The sequence below is a fragment of the Brachybacterium sp. 107 genome (assembly GCF_052379725.1).
Classification (GTDB): domain Bacteria; phylum Actinomycetota; class Actinomycetes; order Actinomycetales; family Dermabacteraceae; genus Brachybacterium.
The window spans coordinates 1-25,671 of sequence record NZ_JBQSYW010000007.1; the positions used below are offsets into that span (position 1 = coordinate 1).

Genomic DNA, 25,671 nt, shown 5'->3' on the forward strand with positions numbered 1-25,671 from the left:
GGGGGCCCCCCGGGCGGGGGGGGGGGGGGGCCCCCCGTCGCGGGCGCGCACGGGTCAGGTTGTCGGGGTGAGGCGTCGTGCCCGGGCCCGTTGGATCGCAGCGAGCAGTGAACCGGTGTACGAGCCGCGATCTCCGAGGGCGGCCGTGAGGCGGTCGAGGTACACCGCGAGGATGACGACGCCGAGCCCGGCTTCGACGCCGAGCGCGAGGTCGAGACCGGAGATCGCCGCGACGACCTCCTTGCCCAGGCCTGGAGCGCCGATCATGCCCGCGATGACGCCCATGGACAGGGACAGCATGATGACCTGGTTGACGCCGGCCATGATCGTCGGGACGGCCAGCGGGAGCTGGATGCCACGGAGGATCTGCCAGGGACTCGCGCCGAACGCCTCACCGGCTTCGACGGTCTCTCCGTCGACCTGGCGGATGCCCAGCTCGGTCATGCGCACGCCCGGGGGCAGCGCGAAGATGATCGTCGCGACCATGCCGGGCACGACGCCGATGGAGAAGAAGGTGACCGCCGGGATGAGGTACACGAATGCCGGCATGGTCTGCATGAAGTCCATGATGGGACGCACGATGCTGCTGACGACCCGGTTGCGGGCGGCGAGGATACCGACGGGTACGGCGATCAGCACCGCGATCACAGTCGCGACGAGGACCAGCGCCATCGTCTCCATCATGTGCACCCACTGCTCCATGGACAGGACCAGAAGGAACGTCAGCGCCGTGCCGAGGGCGAGCTTCCACGAGCGAACGATCCAGGCGATCAGGGACAGGATCACGATCATCACGAGCGGCTCGAGCGCTGTCAGCCCGTAGGTCAGGTTGCCGACCAGGAAGTTGAAGATCGTGCTGATGAGGTCGAACAGTCCGCTGGCGTTCTGCGTGAGCCAGTCGATGCCGGACTCGGCCCAGTCGCCGACGGGAATACGGGGGATGAGGCTGTCATCGGGGTTCATCGGTTCTCGTTCCCCTCGTGGTCGGTGGTGTCCCGGAAGCCGGTCTGCTCTCCGCGTCCGAATGCGGCGTTGGCCGGAGCGCCCGGAGTGCCCGGAGAGGGCGGCGAAGTCGGTGATCCGTCGGCTGCGGCGCCCGCCGCAGTCAGGAGCGTCACCCGTGGGATGACGCCCTCGAACCTCCCGTCGTCGTCCACGACGACCAGCGGGTTGAGGTGCTGCGCGGCCGGGGCGAACAGTTCAGCGATCGGGGTGTCGTGCCGCACGATGTGCACGCCGTGCGCGGGGGTCAGCGGGAGGTCGTCACGACCGGACTGGACGGCGTCGGCGATGTCGTTCTCCCAGATCACGCCCGCCGGCGTGTGGTCACGGTTCAGGACCACGAGCCAGGGGTTCTGCGTCTCGCGCAGCAGCTTGTGGGCGGTGCGCGGACCCTGCGCGGCACCGAGCACCTCGGGGGGATGCTCCATGATGGCCGACGCGGTCAGCACCCGGCTGCGGTCGACGTCCTGGATGAACTTCGCGACGTAGTCGTTCGCCGGCTCGTTGAGGATCTCCTCGGAGGTGCCCACCTGCACGATGCGTCCATCGCGCATCATCGCGATGCGGTCGCCGATGCGCATGGCCTCGTTGAGGTCGTGCGTGATGAACAGGACGGTCTTCTCCAGCCGCTGCTGCAGGTCGATGAGCTGGTCCTGCATGTCGCGTCGGATCAGGGGGTCGAGGGCGCTGAAGGCCTCGTCCATGAGCAGGATGTCGGTGCCGGCCGCGAGCGCTCGGGCCAGGCCCACGCGCTGCTGCATGCCGCCGGAGAGCGCCGAGGGGCGGTAGCCCTCCCAGCCCTTCAGGCCGACCATCTGGAGGGCCTCGCTGGCCTTCGCCTCGCGCTCCGAGCGGTTGAGGCCGGAGATCTCCAGGCCGTAGGCGGCGTTCTCGCCGACGGTGCGGTGGGGGAGGAGGGCGAAGTGCTGGAAGACCATCGAGATGCGCTTGCGGCGCACTTCGCGCACCTTGGCGGGGGACATCGCCGAGAGCACCTGGTCACCGATGCGCAGTTCGCCGTCGGTCGCCAGGAGGAGCCCGTTGACCATACGGATGAGGGTGGACTTCCCCGATCCGGACAGCCCCATCACCACGAACATCTCACCGGGGTCGACGCTGAAGCTGGCGTCGATGACCGCTGCGGTGAGTCCGTCCTCGCGCAGCTGGTCCCGGGTCCTGCCGGAGCGGAGCGCTTCCACGCCCCGGGCGGGGCGTCGACCGAAGACCTTGTACAGGCCTTCCGCGGTGATCACTGGTGGCACGAGGGCTCCTCTGGCTGTTGACATCTGGCGTGACGGATCGGCTCCCGAATGCGTGTTCCCCCGGACGCCTGGGCACCGGCCCGACACGCCATCTTCACAAGACCGTTGCGCATCGGCAAACGGCTTGTGCCCAGGAACAGGGCTTTTGTCCCGCCGCGGGTCATCGAGCCCCGTGAACTCCGCGCGACGAGTCCGTGCGCCATTACGGGGTATGGCCTGGGGCGACTACGGGGAGCGCGATGCCCGGAACCTGGTGTCCGGAGTGTCCGACAATCCGGAGATAACTATTCGATCACGCAGGTGAAAGCTGTCTGGCATGTCACCGCTGATGAGCCGAGACAGTCAGATGTTCTGTGGATCAGATGCGCCGTGGATCGGGACGTTCGGCAGATCGGGACGCGGCAGATCGGGATGCGGCGGCCTTGGATGCGGCGGCCCTGGACGCGGTAGCTCTGGGCTCGGCCGGTCAGGCGCGGGTCGGCAGCGTCTCCGCCAGGAAGCCGAGGGTCTGCTGCCAGGCGGATTCGGAGGCCCGGGCATGGTGGAGGGCGGGATGCGGGTTGTCGAAGGCGTGGCCGGCCCCGTCGTGGAGCTCGAAGCGGACCTGATCCCGCGCGCCGCCGGCGGTGAGGGCCTCGCGGATCTGGGTGACCTGATCGAGGGGGATGAACGCGTCGGCGGTGCCGAAGTGGTGCAGGCTCGGGACCGTGACGTCCTCTGCCTGGTCGAGCACCGTGGGCAGAGCGGAGCCGTAATAGCTGACCAGCACCGACGGGGAGCGGTCCTCCCGAGCGGCGGCGGCCGCGGTGGTGAACGCGAGCCCTCCGCCGTAGCAGAAGCCGAGCAGCCCTACCCGCTCCGCGTCGACGGTGCCGTGCGCGCGCAGGGCGTTGAGGGAGGCGAGGGCGTCTGCCTCGGCCCGCTCCCAGGGAAGCAGCTGGGCCAGGTCCATGCCGTCGGCGAGCCAGGACTCGGCGTCCTCCCCGTCCTCCAGGCCCACGACCGGCGGGTCGAGACGGGCGAACAGCTGCGGGGCGAGCACCGCGTAGCCGAGAGCTGCGAGATCCGCGCAGCGCTGCTGCATGTAGTCGGACAGGCCGAAGATCTCCTGCAGCACGACGAGGCCGGGGACCGGCTGCTCGAGGTTCTCGGGCAACCAGAGCAGTCCGGGCAGGTCGCCGGCGTCGGTGGGGATTAGAAGCGTCGTCGCACTCACGTCGCGACTGTACCGCGAGCAGGCTCAGGAGAAGAGCGCGACCCCGTAGATCGCGGCGAGCAGCAGGTGGGCGATCCCGTGCCACCTGGTCATCCTCGCCGCCTGCGCCGAGAGGGCGCACAGCGCGAGGGTCACGCCGAGCAGCACGAGGTTCGTGGGGGACTCGGCGAGGACCACTCGCTGCCCGGTGAGCAGGGAGATCACCAGCACCGTCGGGATCGTCAGGGCGAAGGTCGAGACCAGGGCGCCGTGGCACAGATTCACGACCCGCTGGATCTCTCCGCCGAGCGCCGCCCGCACGGCCGTGATCGACTCCGGCGTGAACACGATCATCGCGATCAGCACCCCGCCGAGAGCCGCGGGTGCGCCGAGCCGGGCGAGACCCTCGTCCAGCAGGCCCGCCATGTGGTGCGAGAGCAGCACGATCGGCAGCACCGTGGCGACGAGCAGCGCGGAACGAGCCAGCAGCTCGAGGCGGTGGGTGCGAAGGGCCGGCCCGATCCCTGGGGTGGATGGGGTGGATGGGGTGGATGAGGTGGAAGGGGCGGATGAGACGGATGAGACGGATGGGGTGAATGGGGAGGACGACGCCGGCCCAGCCGCAGACGCCGACGTGGAAGAGACAGCGTCGGGGTCGCGGACGACGTCCTCCGGCGCCGCTCGGCAGCCGGTCTGTGCTGCGTGGCGACCGGTCTGTGCTGCGCGGCGACTGGTCTGCGCTGCGCGCGGGCCGGTCGACACCTCCTGGAAGTCGGGGGCACGCACGCCGGTCTGGCGTCGGAGGAACACTGCGTAGAGCACGACGGCCGCGCCCGCCACCACAGCCGCCTGGACCGGGCGCAGCGAGCCTTCGTCCCCGATGAGGGCGGGCAGCGCGAAGGCGCTCGTCGCCAGGAGCACCAGCATGCCCACGTACATCGAGGTCCCGGTCCGGTTCGCGGTCAGGCCGCCGTACCGGACCCCAGCCACGACCAGGCAGAGACCGAAGACCAGATTCAGGATGATCATCGACACCGCCATCACGGAGTCCCGGGCGATGGTGGCGTGGTCGCCCTCGCCGAGCATCACAGCCGCGATCAGCACCACCTCGATCACCACGATGGAGAGGGTCAGCACGAGCGTGCCGTAGGGGTCGCCGAGGCGGCCGGCCAGGGCCTCTGCCTGCTGCACGACTCCACCGGCGGCGAGCACGATGACTGCCACGATCGCGGTCAGGATCGCCAGCAGGCCGAGCGAGGACAGCGGGGACGGGAGCACCGGGACGAGGGCGGCGAGCGCGGCGACCGACGACCAGCCGACGACGAGACGCAGGATCGCGGACGGCGTGAGGACTGCGCGGGCGAGCCGGGGGCCGGTGAGGGCGGGGGAGCGGTCGAGCGACGGCATGGGATCGTCCTGTTCCGAGGCCGTCCTCGTCGGAGCTCCTGCGATCGGGTCGTCCCGGTCGCGGCGTCGCCCGTCTCCGGGACGACGCACCTTTCACGGTAGGCGACGACTGCGGTGCTCGGAAGCACCTGGTGAGCGATCTGACCGCCTGATCGCCGACGCGCGAAAGCCGTCAGCTTCTGGGAATCGTGTCGATGCCGACCAGTCGACCTGTCGACCTGTCGACCTGTCGACCTGCCGACCTGCCGACCCCAGCCGTCGCCACCGACGTCGCTCGGGGTGACCAGGAGGTCCCAGCTCTCGCCGTCCGATGTCATCGCCGTGCACGGTGCTGATTCGACGGGGTCAGAGGTGTCCTCAGCTCGGTCCGCTGGTCAGGCTGGCACGACTGGTCAGGGCCACCTGGGTGTGGTGGCCCGGACCAGCCGTGCCGATCGGACGGTGCGTGCCGATCAAGCGGTGCGTGCGGAGACGCGTGGTGCGACGGTGGGGGCGGGGCCGGTGACCTGGACCAGATCGATCAGATCGTGAGCCTCTCCCTCGAGATCGTGAGGCGCGTCATCGCGCTCCACCTCGCTCAGTGCGTCGGCGTCGAGATAATCGAAATGCTCGGCGGCGGTGTCGTGCGTATCAGTGACCTTCATCGGAATCCTCCTGCGGACTTCAGGCGGTCTTCACTGGTCATCGTTGACCAGGTGAGGACAGCATGCCACCACAACCAGGGAAACGGCGGCAAGACACCTGAGTTTCCTGTGGATAACGTGCCTCGGGGAGGAAAGGTCGTCGTGCGGGCAATTCCGGATGATCAATCCCGCGAGTCCGAGACGCGGGAAAAGCCGGTTAGCAGACGACCGGTTCAGGCCATTCGGGCGAGTTCAGGCCAGTTCAGGCCAAGTCAGCCCAGTTCAGCCCGGTTCAGGCAAGTCCATCGAAGCCCGGGTCAGTGGTCGTCGTCGCGCCCAGGCGTGGGATCCCCGTGCTCGGCGCGGTAGCGGTCGTCCTCCGCGTCCTCATCCGTCGTCGACCCGTGGCGGGGACGGAAGCCCAGGATGATCCCGAGGACGATACCCGCCGCGAAGCCGAAGGCCGCAGCTGTCACCAGGTTGTCCGTCATCGTCAGCGCGATGCCCATCCCCACGATGAAGCCGATCAGCATGCCGAACGGCATCCAGGTGGCGTCGAAGGAACGGTGCTTCTGCGGAGTCATGCTGCCTCTGTTCGATGTGGCCCTGCGGTTCGATGTGGCCCTGCGCGGGCCGCGCGGGTGGGGCGTCCCTCGAAAGCCTAGCCGGGAGCCGCCCCGAGGGATCCCTCGTCGGGAGCGGACGCTGTGGAAGCTCGAGAAAGGTCTCATCGCCGGGAACGAGACGTATCCCGCGCACCGGAGACCCAGCGCGGTTCCCCGGTAAAGTCCCTGTGTGACTGCTTCCCCGACCACCCTCCAGGCGCTGCGCCATCCTCACCTCCTGACCACCGAGGTGCTCGCCGGGGCGGTGACAACTCTCGCCCTGATCCCCGAGGTCATCTCCTTCTCGGTGATCGCGGGCGTCGACCCGAAGGTCAGCCTGATCGCCTCCGTGGTCCTCGCCGTCTCGATGTCGATCCTGGGCGGCCGGCCCGCCATGATCACTGCGGCCGCCGGCGCCGTCGCCCTCGTGGTGGCCCCGCTCGTGCACACCCACGGCGTTGAGTACCTGCTGCCCACGGTGATCGTCGCCGGCGTCATCCAGATCCTCTTCGGCGTCACCGGTCTCGCCCGGATCATGCGCTTCATCCCCCGCTCGGTGATGATCGGCTTCGTCAACTCGCTCGGCATCCTCATCTTCACGGCCCAGTTGCAGCATGTGCTGGATGTGCCGACTGCGGTCTACCCGCTGTTCGTGCTCACCCTGGTCATCGTGCTCGTGCTGCCGCGCCTGACCAAGGCCGTGCCGGCGCCGCTCGTGGCGATCGTGGTGGTCACCGCCATCGCGATGATCGCCCACCTCGCCGTCCCGAATGTCGGCGACCAGGGCGAGATGTCCGGCGGCCTGCCCGGTCTCACCCAGCTCCAGGTGCCGCTGGACCTCGAGACCCTGGGCATCATCGGGCCCACGGCGCTCAGCGTCGCCTTCGTGGGCCTCATGGAGACCCTGCTGACCGCGAAGCTCGTGGACGACATCACCGACACCAGGTCCTCCAAGAGCCGCGAGTCCTGGGCGCTGGGCACTGCGAACATCCTCGCCGGTCTCTGGGGCGGCATCGCCGGCTGCGCCATGATCGGGCAGACCGTCGTGAACGTGAAGCTCGGACGGGCTCGCACCCGCCTCTCCACCTTCATCGCCGGCGTGCTGCTGCTGATCCTGGTGACCGTGCTCTCGGACCTCATGGCGCAGATCCCGATGGCCGCGCTCGCCGCCGTGATGATGGTGGTGGCCCTGTCCACCGTCGACGTCCACAGCATCAAGCCGGCCACGTTGAAGCGGATGCCGCTGTCGGAGACCTTCGTGATGCTCGTGACCGTCGTGGTCGTGGTCCTCACCCACAACCTCGCGATCGGCGTCGCCGCCGGCGCCGTGCTGGCGATCCTGCTCTTCGCGAGGCGAGTCGCGCACGTGACCACCGTGGATCGCCTGGTCGGGGACCAGGGCGCGGCGTACACCGTGCGCGGGCCGCTGTTCTTCGGCAGCAGCAACGACCTCGTCGAGCAGTTCCACTACGCCGAGGATCCCCCACGAGTGGTCGTGGACTTCTCCGCCGCCCAGATCTGGGACGCCTCGACCGTGGCCGTGCTCGACTCCGTGCAGGCCAAGTACGCCGAGCACGACATCGAGGTGCGCTTCACCGGGCTCGATGAACGCTCCACCGGGTTCCATGGACGGCTCACGGGCACGCTGAACTGAGAGGCGGCCCGAAGGGGCCGACGCGCTGTGCAGCGGCATCGGGCCGCTGGTGCTGTCGCTGTCGGAGCGCTGGCTGTGCCGGGTGACGACGAATTTTCGTCGTCCTGTGTGGCCCAGGGCCTCGTGCTCGTCACGGACGTGAGGTCCGGGGCCAAGGCGCCGTGCCGGCAAAGAGCGATGCGATGACAGGTGTCAGCGCCGGGGCATGCATCCCGAGACGATGCGGCGGGACCTCACCACGGCAGCACCTCCGGGATCGGGTCCGCTCCGAGCACGTGCTGGTCGCAGAAGGCGAGCATCGCCTGGTTCCAGGCCAGGGCGTTGGACGGGGTCAGCACCCAGTGGTTCTCGCTGGTCAGCTGCAGGAAGCGGTGCGGCATCGTCTCCGGTTCGCCGTCCCAGCCCGAGACCAGGTCCCACCACAGGCGCAGCGCCTCGCTGACCGGGACGCGGTAGTCGCGGTTGCCGTGCGTGACCAGCATCGGTGTGGTGATGGACGCGGCGGCGCGGTGCGGGGAGTACTGGCGATACCACTCGGGCACCTCGTCCTCGTGGCGGTGCACGCGCATCTTCGAGGCGGCCGCGTCAGTGGTGCGGTGCTGCTGCTCGAGCGCCCACAGCCCGGCATGGGTGACGATCGCGTCGAAGCGGTCGGTATGCCCGGCGATCCAGTTCGCCATGAACCCGCCGAACGATGCCCCGAGCATCGCGGTGCGGGTGTCGTCGAGCTCCGGGCGCGGCAGCACGGCGTCAAAGAGCGTCTCGCACTCCCGGAAGACGACGTCGGGCAGGCGCGGCCAGCCGCGGTTCAGGCCCTCGTCCCCGTAGCCGGTGGACATCGCCGGATCCGGCATGAGCACCGCGTACCCGCGCTCGACGGCGAGCCACGGGCACCAGCGCCAGCTCCACGCGTTGTACGAGCCGTGCGGACCGCCGTGGATCCACAGCATCACCGGGGCCGGCTCCGCGGCAGACGCCGACGCGGGAACGCACAGCCAGCCGCCCACGGTGATCCCGTCGACGTCGGTCTCGACCCATTCCAGCGTGCCGGGGAGGGCGCCGACCGCGCCCGGGGCGGGCAGCTCGCGGGGCGTGGCGTCGGCGGTGATCCGTACCGGGCGGGACGGGGTCCCGACGTCGTTGCGCAGGGCGAACAGCGTGCCATCTGCCGCGGGGGCGAGCGCGGAGAAGACTCCGTCGGCCGCGACCGTGCGGGAGGCGCCGCTGGTGGGGTCGATCGCGAGGACCGCTCCGGAGGAGTGCAGGTCGCCGGCCACGAGCAGGGACCCGTCCTCGGCCCAGGCAAGGTCGCCGATGCTCAGGTCGCCGAGCTGCGCCGCGACGGGCTCGCCGCCGCCGATCGGATGGATCTCCAGGTGGCTGTAGCTGGTGTCGGTCGGGCTCGACGCGGTCGAGCGGATCACGGCCAGGCGGCTGCCGTCCCGGGAGAACAGGGGAGCGCCGAACTGGGAGCCGTCGTCGGCCTGCAGCAGCACGACTCGCCGCAAGGTGGCGGTGTCGATGAGCACGATCGAGCTGCGGGTCTCCCCGCCGCGCACCCGCTGGGTCCAGGAGGTCGCGACCGTGGAGCCGTCGGGGGAGAGATCCGCGGAGGCGGCGTAGAGCGTCACCGTGCCGACGTCCGGGGTGAGATCGGTGAGGTCGCCGTCGGTGCTGACCAGCACCAGGCGTCGGCTCTGGTCGCCGATCTCGTGGTCCCACTGCCGGATCGGCATGCCGGTGTGCCAGATCGTCGTCTGCTTCGCGTCCTTGCGGGCCTTCCGACGCTCGGCGTCGTTCTCGAGGGCGCCCCCGGGAAGCACGCTGGTCGCAGCGAGCATCGTGCCGTTCTCGGCGACGCCCAACAGGGTCAGGCCCGCGGGGGCCGACGCGACCACCTGCGCCTCCCCGGTGCGGGGCAGGCGCCAGATCGCGGAGGTGTCCTCGTCGCCCTCGCCCTGCGGGTCCGGTCGGGCGGAGCTGAACAGCAGCGAGCCGTCCGGGGCGAAACGCGGAGCGCTCTCGCCGCTGGCGGAGAACGTGAGCCGACGGGCCGGCTGGCCACCCTCCGGATCCAGCTCCCACAGGGAGGAGACGAGCTTCGCGCCGTTCTCGTCGGCCTCCTGGATCGCGGCGACCACCCGGCCATCGGATCCGGCAGCGAGCGAGGCCAGGCGCGGGATGCGCAGGAAGCCGTCGATGTCGGAGAAGTTCGAGAAATCAGAGGACCCCGCAGATTCCGAGGCCGGAGCGTTCGCCGGGTCCTCGGGGGAGCGGGCCATGGAGGGGGTGGGAGCGTCTGTGCTCGAGGTGGAGGAAGGCATCTCGTCACGCTACCGGAGTCGCCAGGAGAGAACGCTGCGGACCGTCTGCGGACTCCTGGGGCCACGAAGAAAGGTCAGGACGCTGCCGCAGCGCCCTGACCCGATACGTCCTTCGTGCCCCCGAGACGATTCGAACGTCCGACACCCGCTTTAGGAGAGCGGTGCTCTATCCCCTGAGCTACGGGGGCCATCCTGCCCGGCCGATCCGTCATCCGACGTCGCACGGGCGCGCTCATACTAGCGCCCATGGCAGGATCGGAGCATGTCGAGCCAGCTGCACGAGACCACTGCCACCACCATCGCGATCGTGCTGGCGGGCGGCGCCTCCTCCCGGCTCGACGGCACGGACAAGACCCGGGTGCAGGTCGCAGGAGCCACGACACTGGAGCGGGTACTGCGCTCGGCGCACGTCGACCGGCGGATCGTCGTCGGCCCCGCCGGGGACGACGGGCCCGATCTCGCTCGCAGCCACGGCGCCCGCTTCGTGCACGAGGACCCGCCCCGCTCCGGGCCCCTCGCCGCGCTGGCCCGCGGTGTCGCCGAGATCCCCGGCGGAGAGGGCCCGAGCGATGACTCCGACCGCGGCGTGACCGTGCTTGTGCTCGGCGGGGACATGCCCCTGCTGCGCGCAGAGACCCTCACCGCGCTGGTGTCGACCAGCGCCTCCGAGCAGAAGGTCGCGGCCCTCGCCGGGTCCGACGGCCATGTGCAGTACCTCTGCGCCGCCTGGCCGCTCGCACGACTGCGCGCTGCACTGGGAGTCCTCGAACAGCCTGAGGGCGGCTGGGCGAACCTCAGCCTGCGCCGCCTCTACGACCAGCTCGGGGCCGATGAGCTCCTCACGCGACAGGCCGCGGGGGCGGAGGCCTCCGATATCGACACCCCGGAGGCGCTGGATGCGGCGCGCGACGCGGCCGGCCCCCGCATTGCCCTCGCCCAGATCGAGGTCTCCGAGGATGCCGAGGTCACGCGGGGAACCGTTCGCGCCGCGGTGGCAGAGGCCGCAGCGGCCGGAGCACAGCTCGTGCTGCTGCCCGAGGCCACGCTGACGCCGTTCGGCACTGACCTGCGGGCCGTGGCAGATGGCCACCATGCCTCTTTCGAGCAGCTGATCCAGGAGCTCGCCGATGCGCATCATCTTGTCGTGGTAGCCGGCTCCTTCACCCCGGCAGACGGCGACCGCGTGCACAACACGGTGATCGCCCGCGGCCCTGACGACGAGAACGGTCCTGCCGACGAGAACGGTCCTGCCGACGAGAACTGTCCCGCCGACGAGCCCCTTGCCGCCGACGCGGCCGGGGCAATCGGCGAGCCGGGTGCCGTGCGGGCCGAGTACCGCAAGATCCACCTGTTCGATGCCTACGGATCCCGCGAGTCCGAGACCGTCGCCCCGGGGGAGGAGCTGGTCGTGATCGACCTCGGTGGCGCCCGGTTGGGGATCGCCACCTGTTACGACGTGCGTTTCCCGGAACAGTTCTCGGCGCTCGCCCGGCGAGGCGCGCAGGCGATCCTGCTCCCGCTGGCCTGGGCCGACGGCCCCGGGAAGAGCGAGCAGCTGCGTCTGCTGCTGCAGGCTCGCGCCCTGGACTCCACGACCGTGGTGCTCGCCGCGGACCAGGCCCCGCCGGCGCAGTACACCGGCAAGGCGGCGCGGGGGATCGGGCAGAGCGCGGTGATCGGTCCGCTCGGGCAGATCCGCCAGGAGCTCGGTCGGGAGCCGGGCCTGCTGGTGGTGGACCTCGACCTCGAGGAGGTCCGGGACGCGAGGGCTGCGCTGCCGGTCCTCGAGCACGGCGTTCCCCTGCCCCGGGACTGAGTTCCAGCACCCGCTGCGACGTCGCTCACTGCCCGGTCGCCGTCCAGGGATCGCTCCCGGTCGCTGGCGTAGCCTGCTCGCGTGATGCTCTCGACCGGCCCTCGTGCCTCCGCTCTGCCCGCTTCTGTCCGTCCCGCCTCCCTGCTCGCGCTGTGCGCAGCGACGATGCTCGCCGCCTTCGCGATGCTCTCGATCCCGGCCTACGCCCACGACACCCTGATCTCCTCGGATCCGGCCGACGGCGACACGCTGGAGACGTCGCCCGAGTCGATCACCCTGACCTATTCCGCGGACATCCTCGAAGTGAGCCCCGCGGTGCGGATCGTCGACGAGGCCGGCGAGACCGTGGCCGATATGGAGCCGACCGTGGACGGCCCCGAGGTGACCGCCGAGCTCGCGGATCCGCTGCCTGCCGGCGACTACACGGTGCAGTGGCGGGTCGTCTCCAGCGACGGGCATCCGATCGAAGGCTCCGTGGACATCACCGTCGAGCAGGACCCTGCAGGAGAGGACTCAGCTGACCAGGACTCTGCCGCGCCGAGCGACGGTGGTGGAGAGGGTGCAGCGACCGGGTCGAGCGACGCCGGGGGTGCAGACGAGGCCGCCGGCTCGTCGGACGCAGGGGGCTCCTCGGGTGCCACGGGTGCTGAGTCCGGTGAGGACTCCGGGGCCACCGAAGAGAGCGGCTCCGCGATGCCGCTGCTGCTGGGCGTCGTCGGGATCGTGGTGGTCGCAGCCGCTGCCGCAGCGTTCTTCGTCCTCCGCAAGCGCAGCTGAGCGGACGGCGCGAGCAAGGAAACGCCCCCGACGCCGTAGCGTCGGGGGCGTTTCGCAGTCACGCGGGGGAAGGGGCGATCAGTTGCCCTTCTTCTCACCCTCGTCGTCGCCGCCGAGACCGAAGCGGTCGCGAGCGGCGTCGGCGCCGGTGTCGACATGCTTGTCGAGGTTGTCCGGAGTGCGCTCCTTGACCTGGTCGCTCGCGGCGTCCAGGCCCTGGTTCACCTTGTCCGGGTTGTCTCCGGCGAAGTCCTTGGCCTTGTTGAGCGCGTCATCGAAACCCATGATCAGTGTCCTTTCGTTCGCGGTCACGCCCCGTGCGGGGCGACATCGCCAACTTACGTCCCGGCAGGTCGTGTCTCAAACGTGACCACCTGATTCCCTTCACCTCTGACGGTTAGTGACCGGAAGCCCGAAGAGTCGGGACGAGATGCGCAATACTGGGTGCGTGAACCTGCGTATTTCCAATTCTGACCAGAAGTCCGGGCGGCCAGACGCGCGGCCGGACGTGCGGCCGGACGTGCGGCCGGACGGGCAGTCCGGAGCGCCTCGAGCCCGGCAGCCTGCGGACCGCAAGGACCGATCGGCGCGCTGGGACCACGTGCTCACGCTGCTGTCGACGACCAAGCGGCTGTCGGTGTCCGAGGTCGCCGCGGAGCTCGGGATCAGCGAGTCCACGGTGCGTCGTGACTTCATGGAGATGGAGCGTGCCCAGCTCGCCCGTCGCACCCACGGCGGCATCATCGCGATCGACGTCGCCTATTCCCTGGCCACGGTGCCGCGCACGACCGACGAGGGCTCGGCGCAGCGGGAACGCGTCGCGGGCCGCGCCGCGAGCCTGGTCGAGCCCGGACAGATCATCGGCTTCAACGGGGGGCGCACCACCACCTCCACCGCACGGCGTGCCGTGGCCCGGCCGGACATCGACTCCCGGGACGGGACCCCGGGGCTCACCGTGGTCTGCGCCGCGCTGAACATCGCGACGGAGGCCGTGCTGCGGCCCTCGGTGCGCACGGTCGTGCTCGGCGGCGTCGCCGAGCCGTACTCCTTCGAGCTCACCGGCCCTCTCGCCACGGCGACGATGCGCGACCTCTGGCTGGACACGATGTTCGTGGGCACCGTCGGCCTCGATATCCACGCCGGGCTCACCTGCAACTCCGATGCCGAGGCCGGTGTCACGCGCATCATGATCGGGCATTCCCGCCGCGTGGTCGGGCTGGCGACGGCGGACAAGGTCGGCCACCGCGCCCTCGCCGGGATCTGCCCGGTCTCGGTCCTCACCGACCTCATCATCGCCGGCCCGGTCCCGGACGATCTGCGGGCGCATCTCGAGGAGACCTCGGTGCGTCTGCACGAGGTGTGAGGAGGAGGTGTGAGCAGGCACGCCCAGGACTCCCGGGCGGCCACGGCACGCCTGCGCGAGCAGATGCCCGCCTCCCGGTAGCGTGATGCACTATGTGGAATCTCCTGCGCGGCAAGAAGCGCCCTGCCAGCACGGCCGAGGGTGCGGGCCGTCGCGACGACGCCCTGTCGAACCTGGCCCGTGAGAGTCGGGCCTCTGCGAGCACCTCCGCGCAGGCGGCCGAGGACGAGGCGGACGGGCGCCTTCACGGCGACCGCGCCGAGGGCGCTGGAACCGCTGCGGAGAGCGCGACGGACGCCCCGAGCACGAGCCGCTACGACCTGGTCGTCGAACCTCATCTCGACGAGGTCGGCGCCGGGATCGCCCCCGAGCAGGACGAGGACGACCTCCCCTCCGAGCCTCGCGAGCACCGCCCGCTCAGCCGCGAGGACCTGGTCGCCGACGCCCTGGACAGCTGGGCCCAGCAGATCACCGGCGGGGTCACCGCGCCGTCCTTCCTCACCCAGATCCGGGCCGGCTCGACCGTCCTCGAGCTCACGCACTCCCATCCCTCCGGGCTCGCCCAGCTGCTCGCCGGCCATGGTCCGACGCGCCTGTCGTCCCTGGTCCGCGAGGTCGGCGCCCTGGCCGACGCGAGAGCCCATGCCCGGACCATCCGCGAGATCGCCGAGCGGCATGCCGAGGAGATCGGGCTGACCACCTGCCATCTCGGGATCGGTGAGGCCACCTGGTTCCCCGAGGACGGCTCCGAGCCGATCCATGCCCCCGTGCTGGTGCGTCCGATCACCCTGAGCCTGCGCGGCAACGCCCGCGAGGACGTCGACCTCGAGGTCGATACGACCGCGGATCTGAATCCGGTGCTGCTGCGTTCCCTGCGCGAGGCCGGTGTCGCCGTCGACGCCCGCGCCCTGCTGGCCACCACCGACGGCTCCCACGGGTTCGACCCCAATCCTGTGCTCGACGCCTTCCGCTCCCTGGGGCAGCCCCTGCCCGGGTTCCGCATCACCCACGCACTGGTGGTCGGCAACCTCATGGACGCCGCCGGATCCGTCGGCGAGGACCTCGCGGCCGACCGGCCCGACTGGGTGTCCTCGCCCCTGGTCGCGGCCCTCGCCGGGGACGCCGAGGCCCAGGCCGTCGTGCGCAGCGATGACGCGGACCAGGAGGTCCCCGAGGTCCCCGAGCACGAGCTGGTCTCCGCCGTCGATCCCGATCATCGCGCCGTGCTCGCCCGGGTGCTCGCCGGTCAGGATCTCGCGGTCGCGGCGCCCCCGGGCAACGGCAGCCTCGATCTCGTCGTGGACCTCGCCGAGGAGCTCAACGCCCGCGGCCGAAGCGTGCTGATCGTCTCCCAGCGCCGTCGGAACCTGGCCCAGCTCGTCGCGACCGCGCAGCGCAGAGGCCTCGAGGAGCTCGTCTTCGACCTCTCCCCGGACCCGTCGCTGCAGCGCAACGCCTCCGCGGCCCTGCTGCGCAGCCTGCGCCGCGCCGGGTCCCACGCGCTGGGCCCCGAGGACGCCGCGCCGGCGGAGCTCGCGGAGATGCGGGACATCCTCGTGGGCCACGTCGAGGCGATGCACCGCCTCCAGCAGCCCTGGAACGCCTCCGCGCACGACGCGATCTCCGCGCTCGCCGCTCTGACCCGTCTGCGCCCCTCACCCCGAACCCAGGTGCGGCTCCGTGCGGATGTCGCCGCCCAGATGATCGGCGACGACCGGGACCGGTACTCGGACGCCCTGCGAGAGGCCGCCGAGGTGGGCGTGCTCACCACCGGCCCCGAGGAGACCGCCTGGTACGGAGCCCCCATCAGCTCCGACACCCAGGCCGCCCGCGCCGAGGAGCTCGTGGACCACCTCCGCGAGGAGATCCTGCCGAAGCTTCGCGAGGTCACGACCCAGACCGGTGACGACCTCGGGCTGGCGGCGCCCGCCACGCTCCAGCAGCTCACGGAGCGGCTCGGTCTGCTCGACCGGGTGCGGGCGCTGCTGGGCACCTTCCAGCCCGCCGTGTTCCGGGCCCCGCTGCCGGATCTCGTCGCCGCCACCGCCGACAAGGCCTGGCGCCTCGAGCACGGCGTGACGATGGGCTTCGGCCTGCGTCGTCGGCTGCGGAAGGACGCCGCCTCCCTGCAGCGCCCGGCGGCGCTGTCCCCGGATCTGTACCGGGACCTCAGCGAAGCGCGCCGTGTCGCCGACGAGTGGCATCGGGTGGCAGAGACCCCCGTGGTGCCCCCCGTCGCACCCGCCGCCGCGGCCGGAATCTCCCCGCTGTCCGACGGCGCTGCCGAGCCCGGGACGGCCGTCGAGCCCGGGACCGCGGCCGAGCCGGGTGCCGCCGCTGAGCTGGGGACCACTGCCGTGCCGGAGGCCGCTGCCGACACGAGGACAGCTGCCTCGACGGACACCGCCGGCTCAGCATCCGGCTCAGCATCCGGCTCAGCACCCGCAGCCACCCCGTCGACCCCGGTGCTGCCGGCCGATCTGGACCGGGCGCACCGCATCGCCGAGCGCACCCAGAAGACCCTCGACGAGCTGGCCGTCCTGCTGGACGGCACTGCCACGGGATCGGATCTGGCCCGGACCGACCTCGACGAGCTCGAGCGTCGGGTCGAGGCCCTCGCCGCGGACCGCGCCGACCTGGAGAGCCTGCCGCGCCGCACCGAGCTGCTGCGTCGGCTCAGCTTCGACGGGCTGGGGGACCTCGTGGAGGACCTCCGCACCCGCCGCGTCCCGACCGAGCAGGTCGGCGCGGAGCTCGAGCTGTGCTGGTGGGGCAGCGTCCTGGAGCTGATCGCCGGCGCCGAGCCCACGATCTCCCAGTACGACGGGACCTCGCTGTCGGAGGTCGCCGAACGCTTCCGCCGACTGGACCACGAGGACCTCGCGGGGGCATCGGCCCGCGTGCATGCCGCGGCCGACGAGAACCGGGTGCGGACCATGAAGTCCTACCCGGACACCTCCCGCGCCGCGATCGCCGAGCTCGCCCGGTCCTCGACCGTGTCGATCCGGGACCTCGCCGCGAAGTACGAGGACATCCTCTTCGCGGCCCGCCCCACCTGGCTCGCCTCCCCGTACCTGGTCGCCCAGGTGCTCCCGCGCGGACGCCACTTCGACGTGCTCATCGTGGCCGACGGCGGGCGTCTGCCCACCGCCGCCGCACTGCCGTCGATCGTGCGCGCCGAGCAGACCGTCGTGGTCGGCGACCCCCTCGAGTACGGCGGGGATGCCGCTCCGAGCCTGCTCGACGACATGCTGCGGATCGCGCCCCATATCGAGCTGCTGCGCGATGCGCACCACGCGACCGAGGGACTGCGCGGCTTCGCGCAGCGCCGGGCCCTGGTGGGCGAGGTCGCCGCAGTGCCCAGCCCGGTCGTGCCCGAGCAGGACCGGCTGATCGTGGTCGAGAACGGCCGCGGCCCGGTCACCGAGGGCATGGAGTACGTGGAGAGCACCGAGGCGGAGCTGCGCCGCGTGACGGATCTCGTCATCGAGCATGCCCGTACCCGGCCCGAGCGCTCTCTCGCCGTGCTCACCTTCACGGAGGAGCACGCACGCCGGCTCATGGAGCGGATCATGAACACCGTCTCCGTGATCCCGGCGCTGCGGGACTACTTCGATCCCGCCGCCCGCGAGGTCTTCACCGTGCTCCCGGCGGCGCAGGCCACCTCGATGGTGCGCGACGACATCATCGTCTCCGTCGGCTTCGGGAAGACCCCACACGGACGCCTCCTGCACCGCTTCGGCCCGCTCTCCGAGGCCGGCGGCCGCAAGGCGCTCGCCACCGTGATCACCCGGGCACGCGGACGCACCACCGTGGTGTCCTCGATCGACGTGCAGGACCTCGACCACGCCCGTCTGCGCAGCGAAGGGGCACGCGATCTCCGCGCCATGTTCTGGGTGCTGCGCGGGGGAGCCGACGTCGCCGTCGTCCCGCACGTCGCTGCGCTGACCGGCCGCGAGGACCCGATCGACCCGCCCGAGCCCGAGCAGCCCAGACAGTCGCCCGCAGCCACGGCCCCGACGGTCGACGCCACACGGACAGGAGCCGCCGCTCCTGCTGATGGCTCCAACCCTTCCGCTGACGGCTCCCTCGCTTCCGCCGACGGCTCTGCACCGACGCAGGACACCACGTCGGACCTTTCCGACGAGGACCTGGACGCGGCCATCGCTGCGGCCATGGCCCGCAAGTCCGCCGACTCCCCGGACAGTGCAGACCCTGCTGCGGAGACGCCCGTCGAGGCCCCCGAGCGCGTTGGGTCAGGATCCGGATCCCACCAGGTGGCGAACGGTGAGAGCGCGAGGGAGGGCGAGAGCCCGTCGGACGCTGAGAACCCGGCAGGCGATGAGAACCTGCCCGATGCCGAGAGCGTTCCTGCCGACGAGATCCCGGAGCCCGTCGCCCCGCGCCAGCTGGAGACCGACGCCCTGGTGCGCGATCTCGCCGACCGGCTGTGGCGGCTCGGGCTGCTCGTGGAGAGCGACTTCGGGCTCTCCTCCGACCGCATCGAGCTCGCTCTCGGCCACCCGGATATGCCGGGCAGGCTCCTGGTCGCGGTCGACACCGACGGCGCCCGCTATGTGGGCACCGCCAGCCAGCGCGAGCGTGACCGTCTGCGGGCCGAGCGGCTCGAGGCGGCCGGCTGGGCGACCGAACGAGTCTGGTCCTGGGCACTGTTCATCGACCCCGACGGCGAGGCCGAGCGGATCCGCCGGGCTGTCGAGCGGGCACTGCGCCTGGTCCAGTCCGAGGAGCTCTCCGAGTCCCCGAAGGGCGTCGGGACCGTGCGGCACCGCCTGCCGCGCCCGCAGATCCCTGCCGGCCACCAGCTCTCGTTCTACTCGAGCGAGGACTTCGACGCGATCGTGGAGTACATCTGCTCCGACGGCCGTGCTCGCCTCGAGGAGCACCTGGCCACCGAGGTGCGCAGCTTCCTCGGCTTCGAGCAGCGCTCCGTGCTGCTGGACGTCTCGGTCTCGAGCGCGATCCGCCGTTACCAGGAGCGGCAGTGACCGAGCAGGGCGCCGGGAGCGCAGGGGGCGCCGGGAGCGCGGAGACGCCGGAGGCCCCGCGGGGCGCTGATTCCCGGCGCGCCTCCGGTTCCGGGTCCAGCAGGCGGGTCGTGATCTCCTCGGTGACCGGCAAACCGTTCCCCTGGGACGACGAGAGCCCGGCCGAGCGGCCGGCGACCTCGAAGGAGCGTCGGCCGGTCCTGCCGAACCGGGTCGCGGAGGATGCCCCGGAACCCGGCACCGACGAGTCCAACGACGCCCGCATCGCCGGCGATGTGCCTCCGCACTGGGGTCGCGGACGCTGAATGTCCCGCGGGAATGGGGGCCGTCCAGGCAGTGCTCAGTGCTCGAGGATCGTGAGGCCCTCGTCGGCGGTCGGCTCCTCGAGGAGCCCAGTGAGGTGCTGGTTCCCCTCGAGGGTGATGCGATGGGCGAACGAGGCCTGTGACTCCTCCCGGAGCTGCGCGCGCCGGGTCGACTCCTCGAGGGAGGTCGACAGCCGATGCAGCACGACCTCCGCACCCACGGTCCCCGCGCGCTCCCGGGCCCAGGCCCGACGGGCACGCGACCAGGAGTTCCAGTCCAGCACGGCATCCACCTCCGAGCGCAGCGTCTGCTCGGCGATGGACCAGATCAGCTCCTGCACCACCTCTGCGCGGTCACCGTAGGCAGGGTCGTCGATCGAGAGCTCCGGGTGCAGGCGCAGCATCCATTCGTCGAGGGTGAAGCGCACCGCCGGGCTCTGCTTCTGGAGCTGCCGGGCCAGCGTGGACTTCCCGGAGCCGGACAGTCCGTACAGCAGGTGAAGGCGACCACTCATGGCCGTGATCCTAGAGGTGTTCTGCCGGTGGGTTCGTAGGCTGTCCACCATGACGGATGCCTCCCCGAACGTCGCACCCGACCGCACACCGGATCACCCCGCCGGGACCGCATCGGAGCCCCGCGTCACGGAAACCCGCACGCCGGGGGCCCACGCGGCGGAACCGGCGGAGCCCCTTGCCCTGCCGCGTCACCGCAACCCGCTGGGGAACCTGCTGCGCGGCGCCCTCATCGGGGTGGTCGAGACGGTTCCCGGAGTCAGTGGAGGCACCGTCGCGCTGGTCACCGGCATCTACGACGAGCTGATCGACGCCGGTCACCACCTCACCCGCGCGATGGCACGACTTCTGCTGGGCCCGGATCGTCGGGCGGGGCTGCGTGAGCACCTCGGCGCGATCCCCTGGATCCTCGTGATTCCGCTGGTGATCGGGATGGGCACCGCGGTGCTCACCGTCGCCGGCCCCGTCGCCCGCCTGGTCGAGACCCATCCGCAGACCATGCGCGCCCTGTTCCTCGGTCTCGTGCTCGGCTCGGTGCTCGTCCCGATCCGTCTGTCCGACGGGTCCTGGCGCGTCCCCGAGCTGTGGCGCTTCGCCCTCGGCGCGGCCGCCGGGCTGGCGATCACCTCCCTGCCCACCTCGGCCCTCGAGCCGAGCCCGTGGATCATCGCCCCGGCCGCGGCGATCGCGATCTGCGCCCTCGTGCTGCCGGGGATGTCCGGGTCCTTCATCCTCCTCAGCCTCGGGCTCTACCAGCCCACCCTGCAGGCCGTCGACGAGCGCGACCTCGGCTACATCGCCTGGTTCGGACTGTGGGCCTGCGTGGGTCTCGTCGTGATCGTGAAGCTCATGCGCCGCCTGCTGACCCGCCACCACCGCGGCACCATGGTGGTGCTCGCCGGGGTCATGGTGGGCGCGCTGCGCAGTCTCTGGCCCTGGCAGGAGAGCTCCGGCGCGCTGAGCGCCCCTGCGAGCGACTGGCCGCTGCTGCTGGGCATCGCCGTTCTCGGGGTGCTCGCCGTCCAGCTGCTGGTCCTCGTCGAGGGCCGAAAGATCGCCCGGCCGGCCACGACCGCCTGATCGGCCTCCGGGCCCCATCTCTCGTCCCGACCGGGTGGGCCGTACGCTGGGCGGCATGAACGACTCCACGCCGCAGACCCCCTCCACCGCCACCGCGCAGGACACAGCGCAGGACGCTGCACGTCCCTCTGCCCCCGACGTCGCCGGAGTGCGCGTCGCCGTCATCGGGGCCGGCAACATGGGCGGGCCCGTGGTCCGCAGCTTCCTCGCGGCCGGGGTGCGCAGCGAGGATCTGCAGATCACGAACTCCACCGCGGCCAGCAGCGACCGCGCGGCCCAGGAGCTCGGAGCGAGCTCCGCGACACGCGCCGAGGCGCTCGAGGGGGCCGACGTGGTCGTGCTCGGGGTGAAGCCCTACCAGATCCTCGACCTGGCGGCCGAGATCGGCGACCAGCTGCCCGAGGGCGCCCTCGTGATCTCACTCGCCGCCGGCACCACCCTGGACCGGATCGAGGCGGCGCTGCCGGACGGTGCCGCCGTTTTCCGTGCGATGCCCAACACCCCGATCTCCGTGGGGGAGGGGGCCGTGGGCCTGATGCGCGGCAGCGCCGTGACCGATCAGCAGCACGAGCTCGTCCGCGCCCTGTTCTCCCGCGCGGGAGTCGTCGTCGACATCACCGAGGAGCAGGTGCACGCCTTCATCGGCGCCGCGGGCTCCCTCTCGGCGTTCGTGTTCGCGATCATCGAGGCCATGACCGATGAGGCCGTGCGCCTGGGGCTGAAGCGGGATCTGGCCGACTCCCTGGTGCAGCAGACCGTGCGCGGCGCCGCGACCATGCTGCTGGAGAGCGGGATGCACGCGGCCGTCGCGAAGAACGGCGTCTCCAGCCCGGGCGGCACCACGGTGCAGGGCCTCGCGGCCCTCGAACGGGAGGGTGTGCGCTCCGGCGTCGCCGCCGCGATGGCCGCCGCCGCCGAGACGTCGCGGGAGATGAGCAAGGGCTGAGGGCCCGGCCGGCGGATCATCGTCGGCCGCTCCCGTGCCTGTCGTCGTCGCCTGCTGACGTCGCCCTCCGCGATCAGCCGTTGCCGTCGCCGTTGCCGTCAGGGGCGGTTGGAGAACTTCTCGATCAGATGGGTGTGGCCCGAGACGATCACCAGATCGTGCGCGGCGACCATGGTCTCCGGCACGGCATAGGTGAAGTCCTTGCCCGGTGACTTCACGCCCACGACGGTGACCCCGAACTTCGCGCGGATGTCGGACTCGGCGAGCGTCTTGCCCTGCACCTCGCGCGGCGGTCGCATCTTGACGATCGCGAAGCCGTCGTCGAACTCGATGAAGTCCATCAAACGGCCGTTGACCAGGTGCGCGACGCGCTTACCGGCATCGGCCTCGGGATAGACCACGTGATGGCAGCCGATGCGCTGCAGGATCCGCCCGTGCGCGGCGGAGATGGCCTTCGCCCAGATCACCGGCTTGCCGAAATCGACGAGATTCGCGGCGATCAGCACGCTGGCCTCGATGGAGGTGCCCACGCCCACCACGGCGAGGGAGAAGTCGCCGGCGCCGACCTGGTCGAGCACCTCGGGCTGGGTCGCGTCGGCCCGCACCACATGGGTGAGCTGGCCGGAGTACTTCTGGACCAGCTCCTCGTTGGTGTCGATCGCGAGCACCTGGGTGCCCAGCTTCTCCAACGTCAGGGCGATCGAGGCCCCGAACCGGCCCAGACCGATGACGAGCACCCCGTCGTCGCGCGCACCGCGTGGCATGTCTCCTCCTCCGTCCCCGGCAGGTCACGCGGGGATCCGCAGGCCGGGCGCGCACAGTCTACGGTCGCGCCGAGCCGGGGGGGAGCGCGGATCAGCCGACGATGGGGCGTTCGCGCGGGAGCTGGATCATGCGCGTGCGGTGGCGCAGGGCGAGAGCCGCCCCGAGGGTCATCGGCCCCAGGCGGCCGCTGTACATGCACGCGGCGATCACCCATTTCCCGTCCGTGGGCAGATGCGCGGTGATCCCGGTGGACAGGCCCACGGTGCCGAAGGCGGAGAGCACCTCGAACACCAGCTGGTCCAGCGTGAAGCTGGTCATCCGCAGCAGGAGGAACACCGCAAGCAGCACCACGGTCGCACTCATGACCAGCACGCCGATCGCCTGACGGATGGTCTCGTGCGGGATCCGTCGGCCGAAGACCTCGACGTCGGGATTGCCGCGGATCTCCGCCCAGATCGAGAGCATGAGCAGGGCGAAGGTGGTCACGCGGATGCCGCCGCTGGTGGACCCCGAGCCGCCGCCGATGAACATCAGCACGTCGGTCAGCAGGCGCGTCTCGGGGGTCAGCAGCCCCACGTCGAGCGCGGCGAAGCCGCCCGAGCGGGGCATGACGGCGGCGAAACCGGCGGCCAGGAGCTTCGTATGGACGGGCTGGCCGCCGAGGGTGGCGGCGTTCGTCCACTCCAGGGCCAGGTACCCGATCCAGGCGAGCACCAGCAGCAGCGCCGTGGTGGTGAGGGTGAGCTTGGCGTGCAGGCTCCAGCGGCGCGGGGTGCGCAGCTTCTTGACCACCACGAGGATCACGGGGAAGCCGAGCGAGCCCACGAACACCGCGAGCGCGATCGGGATGGAGAAGAACGGGTCGCCGAGGTACTGCTCGATCCCCTGGACCTCCGGCACGAAGCCGGCGTTGTTGAACGCGCTGACCGCATAGAACAGGCCCAGGAAGATCGACTCCCCGAGCTTGTGCTCGGTGAAGAACATGTACGGGGTCAGGGCCACGAAGGTCGCCGCCTCGAAGGCGGTCGAGGTGATGAGGATGATCCGCAGCACGCCGCCCACCTCGGCGAGGCGCTCGGCCCGGGTCTCGTTGGCGGTCATCACGCGCTGGGCGAGCCCGAGTCGGTGCATCACCGACATGCTCAGCAGCGAGGCGAGGGTGAGCAGGCCCAGTCCGCCCATCTTCATCGCGATCATGATGACCGTCAGCCCGAAGGTCGACCAGTGCGTGGCGGTCTCCACCGTCACCAGGCCGGTCACGCAGATCGCCGAGACGGCGGTGAACAGCGCATCGACGAGATCGGTGCGCTGGCCGGCGGTGGTCGCCGCCGGCAGCGAGAGCAGCGCCGTGAACACGGCGATCATCAGGCTGAACACCCCGAGTGTGAGGCGGGCCGGGGTGATCTTGGTCAGCGATGCCAGGTACCGCCGCCAGCTCGGGGGCGCCGGGCGGCGCATGGGGGGCAGCGCTCGGCGCCCCCCGGCCTTCGCCTCGCGTTCGATCATCCCCACCCCTTCGTCGTGTGGCGACCAGCGGGTCGCGTCCGCGGAAGTCTACGACTGCCGGGCCCTCGGGCGCGTTCCAGGAACGGTCGCGGGCGACCGTCCGGGTGGCGGCCCGAGCGGTGCAGCGTGGCTCTGGGTACGCTTCGACCCATGTCCGACGACTCTCCCACCCTGCTTCCCGCCGCTGCGGTCGACGAGACCGGCGTCCCCGGTGAGTGCGGGATCGTCTGGTCCGAGGACCTGTGCGAGTACGACTTCGGCCCGTACCACCCGATGTCTCCGGTGCGCCTGACCCTGACCCGCGAGCTGGCACGGGCCTCCGGGATCCTGGACCGCCCCGGGGTGCGCACCATCGCCCCGTTCGTCGCCTCCGACGAGCAGCTCGGCACGGTGCACGACGCGGACTATCTCGAGGCGGTGCGCCAGGCGTCAGGGCCCCAGGACGGCAGGCATCCGGACCACCTGATCCGCTTCGGGATCGGCGGCGAGGACGTCCCTCCGTTCCCCGGCATGCACACGGCCTCCGCGCGCATCGTCGGGGGTTCCCTCGCCGCCGTCGACGCGATCCGTGCGGGCACGGTGCGGCGGGCCGTGAACATCGCCGGCGGGATGCACCACGCCCGCCCGGCCAGCGCCTCGGGGTTCTGCGTCTACAACGACGCCGCGGTCGCGATCCGGCACGCCCTCGCGCAGGGCGAGGAGCGCGTCATGTACATCGACACGGATGTCCACCACGGCGACGGCGTCGAGCTGGCGCTGTGGGACGAGCCCCGCGCGATCACCCTGTCCGTGCACGAGACCGGCGAGCGGCTGTTCCCGGGCACCGGCTTCGTGCAGGACACCGGGGGAGCGGGCGCACAGGGCTCGGCGATCAACGTGCCGCTGCCGCCGCGCACCACGGCCGACGGCTGGGTGCGCGCACTCCGCGCCGTCGTCCCCGCGCTGGTGCGGGCCGTGAAACCGACCCTGCTGGTCACCCAGCACGGCGCGGACACGCATCGGGTGGATCCGCTCGCCGACTTCTCCGTCTCCCTCGAGGCGCACCGCGAGGTGATGGTCATGCTCCGCGAGCTGGCCGACGAGGTGTGCGACGGCCGCTGGCTGGCCCTCGGCGGGGGTGGCTACGCCGTGATCGACGTGGTGCCGCGCTCCTGGGCGCAGCTGCTCGCGGTCGCCACCGGCGAGGCGATCGACCCGCAGACCCCGCTGCCCAAGGCCTACCGCGAGGCCGAGGCCCGCGCCCGCGCCGAGCACGGGCTGTCGCCCGAACCCGCGATCCGCACGTACGGCGACGGCCGGCCGCTCGCCGTGCGCGACTGGGAGAACGGGTTCGATCCCGAGGACGACCTCGACCGGGCTGTCCAGGCCGCCCGCCGGGTCGCCTTCCCCGAATGGGGCCTGGACCCGTTCCTCGACTGAGAACGGGGAGCGAGCACGGGGATGCAGGGCCGCTCCCGGGCCGGTCCTGAGACAATGTGGCCCGTACGGCACAAGTCCGGCAGAACACCAGAGCATTCGG

20 protein-coding genes and 1 tRNA gene are annotated in these 25,671 nt (G+C 71.2%); 9 read left to right on the top strand and 12 right to left on the bottom strand.

Translation table 11 applies throughout. The features are described 5' to 3' along the window. Positions 1-54 precede the first annotated feature (54 nt). From ACT3UL_RS09430 to ACT3UL_RS09455, 6 genes are all read right to left on the bottom strand, one after another. Positions 55-963, bottom strand: coding sequence for an ABC transporter permease (locus ACT3UL_RS09430; protein WP_444577993.1), 909 nt, complete (start codon positions 961-963; stop codon positions 55-57). Then, complete coding sequence (locus ACT3UL_RS09435) at positions 960-2,288, bottom strand: quaternary amine ABC transporter ATP-binding protein (protein ID WP_444577994.1); 1,329 nt, start codon at positions 2,286-2,288, stop codon at positions 960-962. The genes ACT3UL_RS09430 and ACT3UL_RS09435 overlap by 4 nt, the downstream gene beginning before the upstream one ends. A gap of 442 nt (positions 2,289-2,730) precedes the next feature. Next, positions 2,731-3,480, bottom strand: coding sequence for a dienelactone hydrolase family protein (locus ACT3UL_RS09440; protein ID WP_444577995.1), 750 nt, complete (start codon positions 3,478-3,480; stop codon positions 2,731-2,733). Positions 3,481-3,504: 24 nt separating this feature from the next. Beyond that, entirely contained in the window at positions 3,505-4,866 is a 1,362-nt protein-coding gene (locus tag ACT3UL_RS09445; RefSeq protein ID WP_444577996.1) for a calcium:proton antiporter, read from the bottom strand. A 452-nt stretch (positions 4,867-5,318) separates the two neighbouring features. Continuing rightward, the gene (locus ACT3UL_RS09450; protein WP_443351266.1) at positions 5,319-5,510 is read right to left on the bottom strand and encodes a hypothetical protein; all 192 of its coding nucleotides are present in this window, start codon (positions 5,508-5,510) and stop codon (positions 5,319-5,321) included. Positions 5,511-5,806: 296 nt separating this feature from the next. Next, on the bottom strand, positions 5,807-6,073 hold the full coding sequence (locus ACT3UL_RS09455; protein ID WP_444577997.1) for a hypothetical protein: 267 nt from the start codon (positions 6,071-6,073) through the stop codon (positions 5,807-5,809). 211 nt (positions 6,074-6,284) lie between these two features. On the opposite strand from ACT3UL_RS09455, the gene ACT3UL_RS09460 reads away from it, so the two are divergent. Next, complete coding sequence (locus ACT3UL_RS09460; RefSeq protein WP_444577998.1) at positions 6,285-7,748, top strand: SulP family inorganic anion transporter; 1,464 nt, start codon at positions 6,285-6,287, stop codon at positions 7,746-7,748. Positions 7,749-7,981: 233 nt separating this feature from the next. Here the strand turns inward: ACT3UL_RS09460 and ACT3UL_RS09465 are convergent, their stop codons facing one another. Together ACT3UL_RS09465 and ACT3UL_RS09470 are read right to left on the bottom strand one after the other, a co-directional pair. After that, complete coding sequence (locus ACT3UL_RS09465) at positions 7,982-10,072, bottom strand: S9 family peptidase (protein ID WP_444577999.1); 2,091 nt, start codon at positions 10,070-10,072, stop codon at positions 7,982-7,984. Between the two features lie 115 nt (positions 10,073-10,187). Then, positions 10,188-10,260 (bottom strand) — tRNA-Arg (locus ACT3UL_RS09470). Between the two features lie 74 nt (positions 10,261-10,334). Here ACT3UL_RS09470 and ACT3UL_RS09475 point away from each other — a divergent pair. Both ACT3UL_RS09475 and ACT3UL_RS09480 read left to right on the top strand, forming a co-directional pair. Further along, entirely contained in the window at positions 10,335-11,888 is a 1,554-nt protein-coding gene (locus tag ACT3UL_RS09475) for a nitrilase-related carbon-nitrogen hydrolase (protein WP_444578000.1), read from the top strand. 84 nt (positions 11,889-11,972) lie between these two features. Further along, positions 11,973-12,665 carry a copper resistance CopC family protein gene (locus ACT3UL_RS09480; protein ID WP_444578173.1) on the top strand — a complete coding sequence of 231 codons (693 nt, stop codon included), beginning with the start codon at positions 11,973-11,975 and terminating at the stop codon, positions 12,663-12,665. Positions 12,666-12,743: 78 nt separating this feature from the next. Here ACT3UL_RS09480 and ACT3UL_RS09485 read toward each other — a convergent pair whose 3' ends face one another. After that, the gene (locus ACT3UL_RS09485; protein WP_444578001.1) at positions 12,744-12,950 is read right to left on the bottom strand and encodes an antitoxin; all 207 of its coding nucleotides are present in this window, start codon (positions 12,948-12,950) and stop codon (positions 12,744-12,746) included. Positions 12,951-13,113: 163 nt separating this feature from the next. Between ACT3UL_RS09485 and ACT3UL_RS09490 the strand changes: the two genes are divergently transcribed. From ACT3UL_RS09490 to ACT3UL_RS09500, 3 genes are all read left to right on the top strand, one after another. Beyond that, on the top strand, positions 13,114-14,028 hold the full coding sequence (locus tag ACT3UL_RS09490; RefSeq protein ID WP_444578002.1) for a DeoR/GlpR family DNA-binding transcription regulator: 915 nt from the start codon (positions 13,114-13,116) through the stop codon (positions 14,026-14,028). A gap of 92 nt (positions 14,029-14,120) precedes the next feature. Further along, positions 14,121-19,037 (top strand): hypothetical protein, encoded by a 4,917-nt coding sequence (locus ACT3UL_RS09495; RefSeq protein ID WP_444578003.1) that lies wholly within the window; start codon positions 14,121-14,123, stop codon positions 19,035-19,037. Beyond that, positions 19,034-19,342, top strand: a complete 309-nt coding sequence (locus tag ACT3UL_RS09500) for a hypothetical protein (protein ID WP_444578004.1) — start codon at positions 19,034-19,036, stop codon at positions 19,340-19,342. Before ACT3UL_RS09495 ends, ACT3UL_RS09500 begins: the two co-directional genes overlap by 4 nt. A 35-nt stretch (positions 19,343-19,377) precedes the next feature. Here ACT3UL_RS09500 and ACT3UL_RS09505 read toward each other — a convergent pair whose 3' ends face one another. Further along, entirely contained in the window at positions 19,378-19,857 is a 480-nt protein-coding gene (locus ACT3UL_RS09505; RefSeq protein ID WP_444578005.1) for an AAA family ATPase, read from the bottom strand. Between the two features lie 49 nt (positions 19,858-19,906). Here ACT3UL_RS09505 and ACT3UL_RS09510 point away from each other — a divergent pair, with 49 nt between their 5' ends. Together ACT3UL_RS09510 and proC are read left to right on the top strand one after the other, a co-directional pair. Further along, positions 19,907-20,935 carry a DUF368 domain-containing protein gene (locus ACT3UL_RS09510; protein WP_343925829.1) on the top strand — a complete coding sequence of 343 codons (1,029 nt, stop codon included), beginning with the start codon at positions 19,907-19,909 and terminating at the stop codon, positions 20,933-20,935. A gap of 55 nt (positions 20,936-20,990) precedes the next feature. Continuing rightward, on the top strand, positions 20,991-21,881 hold the full coding sequence (proC, locus tag ACT3UL_RS09515) for a pyrroline-5-carboxylate reductase (protein WP_444578006.1): 891 nt from the start codon (positions 20,991-20,993) through the stop codon (positions 21,879-21,881). Positions 21,882-21,979: 98 nt separating this feature from the next. Here the strand turns inward: proC and ACT3UL_RS09520 are convergent, their stop codons facing one another. Together ACT3UL_RS09520 and ACT3UL_RS09525 are read right to left on the bottom strand one after the other, a co-directional pair. Further along, the gene (locus ACT3UL_RS09520; RefSeq protein WP_444578007.1) at positions 21,980-22,645 is read right to left on the bottom strand and encodes a potassium channel family protein; all 666 of its coding nucleotides are present in this window, start codon (positions 22,643-22,645) and stop codon (positions 21,980-21,982) included. A 91-nt stretch (positions 22,646-22,736) separates the two neighbouring features. Next, positions 22,737-24,104 (bottom strand): TrkH family potassium uptake protein, encoded by a 1,368-nt coding sequence (locus ACT3UL_RS09525; RefSeq protein WP_444578174.1) that lies wholly within the window; start codon positions 24,102-24,104, stop codon positions 22,737-22,739. A gap of 198 nt (positions 24,105-24,302) precedes the next feature. Between ACT3UL_RS09525 and ACT3UL_RS09530 the strand changes: the two genes are divergently transcribed. After that, positions 24,303-25,571 carry an acetoin utilization protein AcuC gene (locus tag ACT3UL_RS09530; RefSeq protein ID WP_444578008.1) on the top strand — a complete coding sequence of 423 codons (1,269 nt, stop codon included), beginning with the start codon at positions 24,303-24,305 and terminating at the stop codon, positions 25,569-25,571. Positions 25,572-25,671: the final 100 nt, after the last annotated feature.

What these genes read in the sequence shown, in the direction of transcription:
- ACT3UL_RS09430 (WP_444577993.1), bottom strand. Translation starts at nt 963, where the DNA reads ATGAACCCCGATGACAGCCTCATCCCCCGTATTCCCGTCGGCGACTGG.
- ACT3UL_RS09435 (WP_444577994.1), bottom strand. Translation starts at nt 2,288, where the DNA reads ATGTCAACAGCCAGAGGAGCCCTCGTGCCACCAGTGATCACCGCGGAA.
- ACT3UL_RS09445 (WP_444577996.1), bottom strand. Translation starts at nt 4,866, where the DNA reads ATGCCGTCGCTCGACCGCTCCCCCGCCCTCACCGGCCCCCGGCTCGCC.
- ACT3UL_RS09450 (WP_443351266.1), bottom strand. Translation starts at nt 5,510, where the DNA reads ATGAAGGTCACTGATACGCACGACACCGCCGCCGAGCATTTCGATTAT.
- ACT3UL_RS09455 (WP_444577997.1), bottom strand. Translation starts at nt 6,073, where the DNA reads ATGACTCCGCAGAAGCACCGTTCCTTCGACGCCACCTGGATGCCGTTC.
- ACT3UL_RS09465 (WP_444577999.1), bottom strand. Translation starts at nt 10,072, where the DNA reads ATGCCTTCCTCCACCTCGAGCACAGACGCTCCCACCCCCTCCATGGCC.
- ACT3UL_RS09475 (WP_444578000.1), top strand. Translation starts at nt 10,335, where the DNA reads ATGTCGAGCCAGCTGCACGAGACCACTGCCACCACCATCGCGATCGTG.
- ACT3UL_RS09480 (WP_444578173.1), top strand. Translation starts at nt 11,973, where the DNA reads ATGCTCTCGACCGGCCCTCGTGCCTCCGCTCTGCCCGCTTCTGTCCGT.
- ACT3UL_RS09485 (WP_444578001.1), bottom strand. Translation starts at nt 12,950, where the DNA reads ATGGGTTTCGATGACGCGCTCAACAAGGCCAAGGACTTCGCCGGAGAC.
- ACT3UL_RS09495 (WP_444578003.1), top strand. Translation starts at nt 14,121, where the DNA reads ATGTGGAATCTCCTGCGCGGCAAGAAGCGCCCTGCCAGCACGGCCGAG.
- ACT3UL_RS09505 (WP_444578005.1), bottom strand. Translation starts at nt 19,857, where the DNA reads ATGAGTGGTCGCCTTCACCTGCTGTACGGACTGTCCGGCTCCGGGAAG.
- ACT3UL_RS09510 (WP_343925829.1), top strand. Translation starts at nt 19,907, where the DNA reads ATGACGGATGCCTCCCCGAACGTCGCACCCGACCGCACACCGGATCAC.
- proC (WP_444578006.1), top strand. Translation starts at nt 20,991, where the DNA reads ATGAACGACTCCACGCCGCAGACCCCCTCCACCGCCACCGCGCAGGAC.
- ACT3UL_RS09520 (WP_444578007.1), bottom strand. Translation starts at nt 22,645, where the DNA reads ATGCCACGCGGTGCGCGCGACGACGGGGTGCTCGTCATCGGTCTGGGC.
- ACT3UL_RS09525 (WP_444578174.1), bottom strand. Translation starts at nt 24,104, where the DNA reads ATGCGCCGCCCGGCGCCCCCGAGCTGGCGGCGGTACCTGGCATCGCTG.
- ACT3UL_RS09530 (WP_444578008.1), top strand. Translation starts at nt 24,303, where the DNA reads ATGTCCGACGACTCTCCCACCCTGCTTCCCGCCGCTGCGGTCGACGAG.